The sequence below is a fragment of the Pseudomonas sp. FW305-20 genome (assembly GCF_058788075.1).
The window spans coordinates 1-10,967 of sequence record NZ_JBYTAJ010000065.1 but is presented as its reverse complement, the minus strand read 5'-3'; the positions used below and the strand labels follow the sequence as shown (position 1 = coordinate 10,967).

8 protein-coding genes and 4 pseudogenes are annotated in these 10,967 nt (G+C 55.1%); 2 read left to right on the top strand and 10 right to left on the bottom strand.

The genetic code is table 11. The features are described 5' to 3' along the window. Positions 1-98 precede the first annotated feature (98 nt). The 9 genes and pseudogenes from aqpZ to tnpB all read right to left on the bottom strand — a co-directional run bounded on the left by aqpZ (position 99) and on the right by tnpB (position 7,972). Complete coding sequence (gene aqpZ, locus AC3WP4_RS28320) at positions 99-779, bottom strand: aquaporin Z (RefSeq protein WP_102616766.1); 681 nt, start codon at positions 777-779, stop codon at positions 99-101. A gap of 562 nt (positions 780-1,341) precedes the next feature. Next, complete coding sequence (locus AC3WP4_RS28315) at positions 1,342-1,929, bottom strand: hypothetical protein (protein WP_146011636.1); 588 nt, start codon at positions 1,927-1,929, stop codon at positions 1,342-1,344. A 531-nt stretch (positions 1,930-2,460) separates the two neighbouring features. Then, a pseudogene (locus AC3WP4_RS28310) lies at positions 2,461-3,362 on the bottom strand (IS5 family transposase). An 80-nt stretch (positions 3,363-3,442) separates the two neighbouring features. Further along, positions 3,443-3,664, bottom strand: a pseudogene (locus tag AC3WP4_RS28305) (transposase domain-containing protein); the annotation flags it as partial. 422 nt (positions 3,665-4,086) lie between these two features. Continuing rightward, complete coding sequence (locus tag AC3WP4_RS28300; protein ID WP_256581409.1) at positions 4,087-4,347, bottom strand: group II intron maturase-specific domain-containing protein; 261 nt, start codon at positions 4,345-4,347, stop codon at positions 4,087-4,089. A gap of 152 nt (positions 4,348-4,499) precedes the next feature. After that, positions 4,500-5,006, bottom strand: a complete 507-nt coding sequence (locus AC3WP4_RS28295) for a reverse transcriptase domain-containing protein (protein WP_256581410.1) — start codon at positions 5,004-5,006, stop codon at positions 4,500-4,502. 74 nt (positions 5,007-5,080) lie between these two features. Then, a complete protein-coding gene (locus tag AC3WP4_RS28290; protein WP_256581407.1) occupies positions 5,081-5,431 on the bottom strand; it encodes a reverse transcriptase N-terminal domain-containing protein in 351 nt (116 codons plus the stop codon). Between the two features lie 577 nt (positions 5,432-6,008). Beyond that, positions 6,009-7,316: pseudogene (gene tnpC / locus AC3WP4_RS28285) on the bottom strand (IS66 family transposase); the annotation flags it as partial. Positions 7,317-7,489: 173 nt separating this feature from the next. After that, the gene (gene tnpB, locus AC3WP4_RS28280) at positions 7,490-7,972 is read right to left on the bottom strand and encodes an IS66 family insertion sequence element accessory protein TnpB (RefSeq protein ID WP_146011635.1); all 483 of its coding nucleotides are present in this window, start codon (positions 7,970-7,972) and stop codon (positions 7,490-7,492) included. A gap of 758 nt (positions 7,973-8,730) precedes the next feature. Here tnpB and ltrA point away from each other — a divergent pair. Then, on the top strand, positions 8,731-10,017 hold the full coding sequence (gene ltrA / locus AC3WP4_RS28275) for a group II intron reverse transcriptase/maturase (RefSeq protein ID WP_173860509.1): 1,287 nt from the start codon (positions 8,731-8,733) through the stop codon (positions 10,015-10,017). A gap of 59 nt (positions 10,018-10,076) precedes the next feature. On the opposite strand, the pseudogene AC3WP4_RS28270 reads toward ltrA, so the two are convergent. Beyond that, a pseudogene (locus tag AC3WP4_RS28270) lies at positions 10,077-10,241 on the bottom strand (transposase); the annotation flags it as partial. Positions 10,242-10,457: 216 nt separating this feature from the next. Between AC3WP4_RS28270 and AC3WP4_RS28265 the strand changes: the two are divergent. Next, positions 10,458-10,967, top strand: a 510-nt coding sequence (locus tag AC3WP4_RS28265) for a hypothetical protein (RefSeq protein WP_218244360.1), incomplete at its 3' end; no start/stop codon positions are given.

Below are 10,967 nucleotides of genomic sequence, written 5' to 3'. Positions count from 1 at the left end.
GAGTGACGGGCATCTTCCCAGTCCCAAAGAATAGACCAGTGACAATGTTTCTCTAGTCAATGGTTCGGGATTGGGAAGATGTATTCATAAGGAGTTGCTTAGTCCGCCTTGCGAACTGCTCGGTAGGCCAGTGCGCCAAGTACACCGCCAACCAGTGGCGCTACAAAGAACGCCCACAGCTGTTGCAGGAACAAGGGGTTGGCAAAAAGCGCTACCCCCAGACTGCGTGCAGGATTTACCGAGGTGTTATCGATAGGGATGCTGATTAAATGGATCAGGGTCAGCCCCAGGCCAATGGCGATTGGAGCAAAGCCTAACGGAGCCAATTTATCGGTAGCCCCCATGATAATGAACAGGAAGAACGCGGTCAGGAGTACCTCGGCGATCAGTACTGATTGCAGGCTGTAACTACCTGGCGAGCCTTGAGCACCGTAGCCGTTGGCGGCGAAGCCGGACATTGGATCGAAGCTGGGGCTGCCGCTGGCGATCAGAAAAAGGGCACCGCCGGCGAGTACGCCACCGATCAGTTGGGCAAGAATGTAGGGCACGAGTTCGTGTGCGTTGAATCGTCCGCCAGCCCACAAACCCAGGCTGACCGCAGGGTTGAGGTGGCAGCCGGAGATTGGCCCGATGGCATAGGCCATCGTCACGACAGTCAAGCCAAAGGCTAGAGAAACACCAAGAAGCCCAATGCCTTGAGCAGCGAAAATGGCACTGCCACAGCCGCCGAAGACAAGCCAGAACGTGCCGATGAGCTCGGCATTCAATTTACGAAACATGCATCCTCCAGTTTTTAGTCCATACGCCCCGAATGGGCGCATGGATGCTAGATGGGGAGGGGGAGTTTCGGTATGGGACTGGTCTTGAAAGTGAAAGTAGTCGCGTTTGTTTTCTGATCTTGTGCGACAAGGCGCGTAGAAGTTTTCGACGTAATCGGCTATCCACATTTCTAAAGGCAAGAGCAGAGTCGTCGCTCTTTGTCTCAGCTATAGTTACTAGATTGAATGCTGGCCAAGTGTGTTCTTTTCGCTGAGGGCGTGAATCATTAATTGGACAAGAATAAATGGATTTCCAGACGAATCTTATGGTTGCGAGGCAGGGATTGAGCGATTCTGGCGCTCGCTCGGTTACCTGTTTGAGTAGCAAGCACAGGGGGACAGGTAACCATGGCGGATCCCGGTTGTGGTATTTACGCAATCGGGGTTTTTTATCTGCACGATTTTCACGTATATCTACTTGGCAGCGATCATGGGTTGATTGGGCAGAAGGCGAGAAGGGGGGGGCTGGCTAAGTATTAAGTTGTCCACTGGCTGGGCCATGCAGCTATTGTCCTCTGGCTTTTCAGTTGTCTATTATAGCATGTAGTTTTCTGCAAAAAAGCAAGCTGTGCCTCTCTCCTTGTTCAGTTTGACAATAATTCAATGCGGGCTTTTTACCAAGCTTGTGGAATATTACGCCCTCTGATTGCTCGCCCGCATCCCATAGTGAGAAATGGTCCCAGTTGATGTTTGAGAGTTTGTCGCCGCGGTAAACTAATGATATCCCGGTAACGGAGTTTTGGTGAGCGTCCATGTTTATTGTACGAATTTCAGCGTGAATGGTGACACTTGGGTGGAAGGAAGCCATGACCTTGGAAATTGCCATCAAAATTTGCCTGGCGGCCTGAAATAATTCGACAATCCAGACGCTGTCATCGCTTATGCGCCTTGGTGTGTAAACGACAGTAATCACGCGATCGTGCTCGAAGGTGACTTTAGAAATCAGATTGCTCGCATTTTTTATGCGGTGTTTTAGCAACATTTCACGTCTTTCTTGCGAGTCAGCATTGACAGGGTATGTGGGTTCACTTATGTCACCAGCCATAAGCCTCAATGATACGGCGGAAAAGATGGTTATGGCAGTGATTCCAGCTAGCAAGAATTTTTTCATGAGCGTGCGCATCTAGTTTCTGGCTGTTTTCTTGATAGGCTCTGTAGCGCCCGTTTATTCGTTTTGGCTGGTTCTTTCTATCCATTCAGGTTATTTGGCTTTTCGATTAAGAAACAGTGTAAAGGGGCGTTGGATAGAACTGGCAGGTGAAAATCCGGTGATTGCATGGAGTCAACTACCTGGATTTGTTTTGGAATGTCTTGGATTCATATTCGGAGACTCGAATCGGCTAAAAAATAAGAGTGGTAGACTCGAGGAGGGGCCATATTAAAAATATAAGATTTGTCCTAATTGGCTGTTCGCGCGTAATTAGATGCATACTCGCCCGAGTGGCGTTTGGCCATTCGCCCGAGGTGTAGCGCGAAGTTGCGTGCTATTGAGGTTAGGGATGGTCTGAAGTAGTCATGTGTTTCTGACTGACTTCGGTCACCGCCGATTTTGAAAGTAATGAGCCGATCCAAACGCTCAGATCACTCACTCATTCCTGGCTTTTTAGCCGCTGCGAGCACCTCGCGGCGGCTATTCCCCACATTACAGGCGCACCTCTCCTGCATTGCTCAGTAAATGTCGGCGGGCCATCCACAGATTCGACAACGCAAACAGCGTCACCAGCTGTGCCGTGTTCTTGGCCAGACCACGGAAACGCGTCTTCACATGACCGAACTGGCGCTTGATCACCCGGAACGGGTGCTCGACCTTCGCTCTGACCTGTGCCTTGGCTTTTCGATCTTGCGCTTGGCTTTGTACAGGGTGCTGCGCTGGCCCAGCTTCTGGTAGGTACTGCGCCGGGCGGCAATCTGCCAAATGACCTGGCGACCTTCATGCTCGGGGCGTTTCTCCACTCCGGTATAGCCGGCATCGGCACAGACCACATTTTCGTCGCCGTGCAGCAGCTTATCGACCTGCGTGACATCTGCCACATTCGCCGCCGTACCCACCACGCTGTGCATCAGGTCTGACTCTTCATCGACGCCGATATGGGCCTTCATGCCGAAGTACCCTTGAATGCCTTTCTTGGCTTGGTGCATTTCCGGGGCGCGCTTGCCGTCCTGGTTCTTTGTCGAACTCGGCGCATGAATCAGCGTGGCATCGACGATGGTGCCCTGGCGCAGCGACAGGCCCCGATTACCCAGATAGCCATTGATCACGCCCAGAATCCCTGCCGCCAGCTCGTGGTTTTCCAGCAGGCGACGGAAGTTGAGGATGGTGGTTTCGTCGGGAATCCGCTCCAGGCTCAGCCCAGCAAACTGGCGCAGAATAGTAGTCTCGTACAGTGCCTTTCCCATGGCCGGATCGCTGTAGCCGAACCAGTTTTGCATCAGGTGAACACGTAGCATCGCCATCAGCGGATAGGCCGGACGACCACCATCACCCTTCGGGTAGTGCTGCTCGATCAGAGCAATCAAACCCTTCCACGGAACCACCCGATCCATTTCGATCAGGAACAACTCTTTACGGGTCTACTTGCGTTTGCCGGCGCACTGTAAGCGTCTGCCCAACACACCTTGCGTGATTAAACGGGCACCCACCTGTGCGGCAGCAGTTCGGTAATTTCACTCGCCCGCTGCGTCGGCAGGCGTGTAAGAACATCCTTCAAGTAAGCATGCGGATCATGCCCGTTGAGTCGCGCCGACTGGATCAAACTCATGATCGCCGCCGCCCGTTTGCCGCTGCGTGACGACCCTGCAAACAACCAGTTCGAGCGCCCAAGAGCCCACGGCCGGATTTGATTGTCGGGTAGTCAGACGCGGTTACCCGCGCCCAGCCCCCTAAGAACCGTGCATGCGAGTTTCCCAGCACACGGCTCAAGCCTCTGCGAAGGCACCTTCAGGCAGCCGGTTATACATCAGCGACATTGGCAAATTGTCCTGCCCTTGGGCAGCGCAGGTGGTAGATCTCAAGATTAGCGGCTGCGTCCGTCCCGCCATGACCTAGCTTCACAGTATGGCGACTGTGCCACGGTGTGTCTTTGGTCACCGGCTTGAAGCAGGCGCAGTACCTGCCGCCCTGTTGCGCCCATATCCGATACAGCTTGGCTCGACCTTTTACGTAAGTGAGCATCCTCTTGCCCCAGCGGGATTCGAAGTATTCACCCCATGTAGGGTCGTGAGGGTTGGCGGCAGCCTTAATCTTAATATGTCGCACAATCGGTGTGTCTTAGGCGTCTACTAACGTGTACTGACGCTTCCGACCATCGACGGATTTTTCAGTACACGAGAACACCCAACGGCGCGCCCCTTGTACTTTGAAATACCGATCCTTCACCCATCGGCGTGTCTTGCGAGGGTGGCGACGTACCGCCCATCGCCAGAGCATTTCCCACACTGCGCTGTCCACCTGGTTGAAGACCTTCTTGGCAACGACATGACTGTGATAGTTCGCCCAGCCCCGTAGAGCCGGGTTGAGCAAACCTATCAAGTTAGCCTGTCGTATCGTTTTGTTGGTCTTGATCAACTCTCGCAGCTTGACAAGTAAAGCCCCGATGTTCGCCTTGGACGGCTTGATCAGGAGCTTGCCGTTGTACTTGCGCAGGTTCCATCCGAGGAAGTCGAACCCGTCCCCTATGTGCGTTATCTTGGTTTTTTCCGGAGAGAGGACAAGTCCACGTTCTGCCAGAAATCAACCACGGCGGGCCTGACTTCATTCTCCAGCCATTCTTTCGAGCAACCAGTGATGATGAAATCATCTGCATAACGCACCACGCGCATTTTTCGGGCTGTCCACTTCGCGTTGGGAAACCTCTTTGCCAGCATCGCTTCCAACCCATCCAGCGTCATGTTCGCCAGCACAGGGGATATGATGCCTCCCTGTGGGGTTCCGGCGTGGCTGGGGAATAGCTGCTTTTGGTAGACATAACCAGCCCGGAGCCATTTCTGCAAAATCGCCTTATCCATGGGGATGTTGGCGATCAACCAGTCATGGCTGATATTGTCGAAACAGCCTTGAATGTCGCCCTCTAACACCCACTCCGCGTTTGCTTTTCGTGACAGCACACCAAAGCACTGTGCGGAGGCATCCGCAGTTGAGCGTTCCGGCCTGTATCCATAAGAGTTCGGGTCGGCGGTGGTCTCCGCTATCGCGTTCCAGAGCCAGCAAATGAAGCGCCTGCATGGCTCGGCATTTCATCGCGGGAATTCCGAGAGGTCTAGTCTTACCGTTTTTCATTCGGAATGAGGACTCTCCGAAGCGGAAGCGGCGAGTAGCCTCGCCGCTTCAACGACTCTATCGCAGCGATCTTGGCCCTAGGCGTATTCCAAGTGACCTTGTCCACACCGGGAGTATTTTTGCCTTTGTTTTCAGACACACGTTTCACGGCTAAAGCTTTGCCGCTGAACGAGTGAGTCAGCAGCCATTGCAAGGCTCTCGCCTTATTATGCCTGCCGTCTTGTACAGCCTTCACAATACGCGCTTGCAGCCCTTTGACACGACGTTGCACGGCGATCCAATCGATGCCGTCCCACGAAGTGCCGGAATGTGCACACGCCGATGCCGCTGCGTTCATTTGCTCTCCTTCCGTTGAAAGGGTTCTACCAACTCTCGTGTGAAGAGAGACCATTAGGACGTCTGCCCGCTTTCGCGTGAAGTAATGTTTCAACTTCTATCCAACCCATTACAGGATGGCGTTCGCTTTTTCCTCGTTCCTTCGCCCGCACCGCCATGGGCAGTTTTTACAAACGGCTTTCCCTGACGGGAGCGATACGGGATTTCCACGTTCCGCCTACTGAAGTGCGTCGGATTAGGTGCCTGCTATCGACCGGGAGGCATGTGGGTCACGAGTGCGTAGTCGAAAGACGCAATTCCCACCTCCATTACCATTTTGGTTCGAGCGTGTAAGCCATTTCCGCTCGTTCAACTTAACGATCGTTGCGCAGATTCACATGCGTTCACCATACCGACTATCTAGCCCTTGTCCGGCTATGGCTGCCAGAAGGGGGCGCCTCTCACGATTGGTACCCCGCACCTTGCGGTGCCTCGTTCCATTGTCGAAAGCGCTCTTGATTCAGCCTTCTAGATTCACCCGGTGACACGGGTGGTTCCCGCTGCGGGGAACAACTTCATTAAGCGACCTCGTGTCGCACCTCGCACCAGTTATTGTCGAAGGGCACAGCACCGTCATCGAGATAGCGCGTCAGCGCCATCCAGCGTTTGAGGCTGTAATCCAACGCTTTGGCGATGGCTGATCCCTCAGGCACAAGTTGCCTCTGGGCGATCATCCAGTTATGAAATGCGCCGATGATCGGCGCTGCTTTTTCCTGCCGTATTCGCTGTCGGACACCCGGTTCCAGCTCGCGGACTTCTCGTTCAACTTCGTACAAGGCCGCGATGTAGTGCAGCGCTTTTTCGGCGATCTGGCTTTTGTTGGTCGCGTGCAAGTCGAAGAACTTGCGGCGTGCATGGGCTATACAGCCGATCTCCGTGACGCCCAGTTCAAAGCCTGCCTTGTAGCCAGCGAAGTCGTCGCAGACCAGCTTGCCGTTCCAGTGGCCAAGGAGGGCTCGGGCATGTTCGCCAGCGCGGCTCGGACTGAAGTCATAAACGACCGCCGCCAGATCGGAGAACCGGCTGGTGGCATAGGCCCAGACATAAGCGCGATGAGTTTTCTTCGCGCCAGGCGTCAGCATTTGTACCGGCGTTTCGTCGGCGTGGACGAAGCCGTGCGTTAGCACGGCTTCGCGCAGCGCATCAACCAGCGGCTGTAATTGCACGCCGCAGTTGCCCACCCACTGCGCCAAGGTCGAACGGGCGATGGGCAGCCCGGCGCGGCCAAAGATTTTCTCTTGGCGATACAGCGGCAGATGGTCGGCGAACTTGGCCACCATGATGTGAGCCAACAGGCCTGCGGTCTGGATGCCTTTGTCGATGACGTGCGCCGGTACCGGCGCCTGTATCAGCGTTTCGCACTGTTAGCAGGCCCACTTTCCATGGATGTGGCGCTCGACGGTGAACACGCCTGGCGTGTAGTCGAGCTTTTCGCTGGCATCTTCGCCGATGCGCTTGAGGGCGCAGCCGCACCGGCAGTGGCTGTTGTCCGGTTCGTGATGGATCAGCGTGCGAGGAAACTGTGGTGGCAGCGGTGCGCGCTTGGCGTGCTGGCGCACTTTGCCTTCGACAGGTGCCGGTTGCAGCGCCTCAAGTTCGGCTTCGATAGCGGCGATATCTGTATCGATCAAGTCGTCGAGCAGGCTGGCTTGATCCGGGCTCAACTGCTCGCTGCGCTTGGCAAACTTGAAGCGTTTGAGTGGCGCGATCTCGTGGGCCGGTTTCTCGTTGACCGACTTGTGATGAGTGATTTGCTTGTCCATCGTCTCGATGCGCTGGATCAACTGCGCTGCCAAGGCACGCAGTTCTTCAGGGTTTAATTGATCGAGATTCGGATGCGAAGTCATGCCGCCGATTTTGCCAGAGAGGGCAAGTGGCGGCGATAGACTGATGGGCCAATTGCGCCGGCAAGCGCGCCATGGCAGACGAGTTAGAGTACCGTGATGGCTCCTCCGGAACCGACGCGTTGCCAAGGTAAACCGAGCACTAAGGCTTGAAGTTGCTCTGCATCCAACTCAACCTAAGAACCGTGCCGCACGCCTGGCCAAAAGAAACGACCTTGATTCAAGCGCCGGGCAGCCAACCAAATCCCCACACCGTCATGCACCAGCACTTTTATACGATTGGCGCGGCGGTTGGCGAACAGATAAGCACAGTGCGGCTTCGCCGCACCGAACACCGCGACAACTCGCGCCAGCGCGGTTTCAGTGCCGGCGCGCATATCCATGGGCTCGATGGCGAGCCAGATGATGTCGATGCGGATCATCGCAGCAGGTCTCGCAGGAAAGCGAAACATGTCGCTGCATTTTCTGCTGGCCAGCTCACCACGACTACGCCTTTTGAATGAGGCACTTCGATTCGAATCGTGGCCGGAAGAACTTGAGGGGCCGCTGTCGAAGACAATGCCTTGACCGGAATAAAGGCAGTTTGCAGTGCCAGGTATTTTCTGCCCATGCACCCGAATCCATTTATGGACGAGGTTGGCATTGAGGTTGTGGGTCAAGGCGACATTGGCAATCGAGGTGTCAGTCTGCGCACACTCGGCGATGACCTGGCCTTAAAGGACTTGGAATAGGAACGGCGTTCTTGTGGCATGGGCGTCCGCTTAAAAAGGCTAAAAATGGTGTCCACTTAATTAAGTGGACACCATCGCCTTAAGCGATGGCATCAGGAAGGTGTGTTGCCCGGACGGTTAGTGCGCCAGTTAAAGCTGGCGGAGGATAGTCGATGAAAGTTCGATACTGGTAAGAAATGGCGAATCAACCAGACCCCGAGTCATGCATGTTGCACCGTGAGGTGCAGGGTGAAGCGTTGACAGGGGAAACCGATGGGCCAGCCATTGAGCCGCGTAATCAGGAATTCGGGATGCCGATGCTGTTAACCGAAGCAGAAGGCAATACGGAGCATTGCGATATACGCCAGTCATGCTCTGATCCTGCGCGGTCGGAGACCCTGTGCACGTCGGGAAGTCCTTCGCACAGAAACTGGGAGATCTCAGCGGTGCCCAGTGCGCACGCATCGGGCGGAGCAGGAAAGGCCAAAAGCCGTAACCCTGCTGTCCACGTCGCAGAGAAGTCGGATGCGTCCGTAGTACCTGAGAAGCCATCGAACAAAGGGCCTGGCCCGGCGGAGATAGTGGAGGAAAGGGACGTAGCCAAGGGAAACACCGACAAACCCCTCGCACCCCGGACACTGAGCCGGATCAGTTGCGCGTCGATGGGACTTGAAGTTGTACGTGTAGCAGCCCGAAGGAACAAGGGCATGCAGTTCACGGCATTGCTGCACCACATCACACCGCAGTTATTGGCGCAGAGCTTCTATGCACTTCGTCGCGATGCTGCGGTGGGAGTGGACGGCATGTCGTGGCGAGAATACGAGGAAGGTCTTCTCCAGCGGGTGAGCAATTTGCACGCAAGACTCCACAGTGGAGCTTATCGGGCAACGCCATCGCGGCGGGTCTACATTCCCAAAGCCGATGGCAGGCAACGCCCGTTGGGCATTGCCTCTCTGGAGGACAAGATCGTGCAGCAGGCAGTCGTTACCGTTCTGAATGCGATCTATGAAGAGGACTTTCTGGGATTCTCGTATGGGTTTCGGCCGGGACGTAGCCAGCACGATGCGCTGGATGCGTTGACGGTCGCGCTCAAGGGCCAGAAGGTGAACTGGATATTGGATGCGGATATCACGTCGTTCTTTGATGAGATCGACCATGAATGGATGCTGATGTTTCTAGGACACCGGATTGCAGACCGGCGCCTGCTCGGGCTCATCTGCAAATGGCTTCAGGCGGGAGTAATGGAGGTTGGCCGTAGGGTGGCTGCGACCAAGGGGACTCCCCAAGGCGCAGTGATATCGCCGTTGCTGGCGAATATCTATCTTCACTACGTGCTGGATCTATGGGCAAGGCAGTGGCGCCAGCGGCATGCCCGTGGCGATGTGATCGTTGTGCGCTACGCGGACGACAGCGTGGTGGGTTTCAGGACGCAATGGCAGGCTCAGCAGTTTCTGGTGCAGTTGCAGGAGCGCTTGGCCAGGTTCGGTTTATCCCTCAATGCCTCGAAGACACGGCTGATTGAATGTGGTCGTTTTGCTGCGAGAAATCGTAGGAAGCGAGGCTTAGGTAAACCGGAGACGTTTGACTTCCTGGGCTTCACGCATTGTTGTAGTACCAACAGAAGTGGTGGCTTTCAAATACTGCGGCTGACGGTCAAGAAACGAATGCGTACAACGCTGCTGGCTATTCGGGATGAGCTGAAACGCCGACGTCATGAGCCTGTTCGAGTCGTGGGTCAGTGGCTTACCCGGGTGGTCAGCGGGTACTTCAATTACCACGCCGTGCTGGGGAATCTGATACGTCTTGGTGGTTTTCGTCTGGCGGTATGCCGTCTATGGCGGCAAGCCCTCAAACGTCGCAGCCAGCGTAATCGGCTTCAATGGTCACGCTACGGACGCCTTGTCGACCTCTACATACCTAGACCCAGAAATGCACATCCTTACCCTGAGGGTCGCTTCGCGTCACATGCCCGAGGCAGTAGCCGTATGCGGTAGATCCGCACGTACGGATCTGTGCGGGGGGTGGCAGGTAACTGCCATCCCTACCGCGACCTGACGCCTTGGCGCTCCTGCTGAACCTGATCGGCCCAGCGGCGCAGGGCCGGCTCGTCGACACCGAGTGAACGGCTGGCTTCGATGTAACTGTAGTTTTGCTTGAGCACGAGGTCGGTAGCCTCGCGTTTGAATTCAGCAGAAAAGGAACGGCGTTTTTTGGTCATCTGACACCTCGATCTGGCGAGCATTCTCACCTAAATGGGTGTCCGGTTTCATTAGGCCACTTCATGGTTTCATTAGGCCACTGCAGGGGGATTCATGGGGCTTTTTTGGGATTGATCCTATTTTGATAGGAGAGGGCGAAATATAGCCTGAGCAAGCTTGTAAATGCTCAGCGCCCTTGTCTGATCCGGTGGCGCCCCCTAAAAAGGTAACTCTGTGTGAAAATGGTTAAAGCTAGTGTTTCTGTTGTGGACAATTCAACTGTCACTCTAACGCGTGATCTCTCTCAGTCTCACGATAAGCTGGTTCGAATTCAGGCAATTAAAGGTGGTAAATACATTCTTTCCACCGGCGAGCGTGGTTTCGCGCCGGAGAAAATTGTTGTCAAGCGTGTAGGTAAGGATTTGCACGTATCGCTTGAGGGTGAGGACCCGGATGCACCTCGGCTCATTATTGAAGACTTCTATGAGTTCGAAGGTCAGCTCATCGGCATGTCTCAGGACTCCACCTATCACCCTTATGTGGTGGTCGACGCGGAGGGCGGACTCGAAGCTGCATTTCTGCAGGATGGCATTTCTTCGCCGCTTACTCTGGATCGTGCGAGCCTTGCTGGATTTGAGCCGAGTTCATTTGCTGTGTCTGGCAGTCTTTTATCGACTTCGGCGTTTTCGCTTGGTGCTTTGGGGTTGTTGGGAGTTGCCGCTGCCGGTGGTGGTGGTGGTGGTGGT

Bases quoted from the DNA above. Each gene is read 5' to 3' on its own strand.
- AC3WP4_RS28315 (WP_146011636.1), bottom strand. From the start codon at position 1,929: ATGAAAAAATTCTTGCTAGCTGGAATCACTGCCATAACCATCTTTTCC.
- ltrA (WP_173860509.1), top strand. From the start codon at position 8,731: ATGCAGTTCACGGCATTGCTGCACCACATCACACCGCAGTTATTGGCG.
- aqpZ (WP_102616766.1), bottom strand. From the start codon at position 779: ATGTTTCGTAAATTGAATGCCGAGCTCATCGGCACGTTCTGGCTTGTC.
- AC3WP4_RS28290 (WP_256581407.1), bottom strand. From the start codon at position 5,431: ATGAACGCAGCGGCATCGGCGTGTGCACATTCCGGCACTTCGTGGGAC.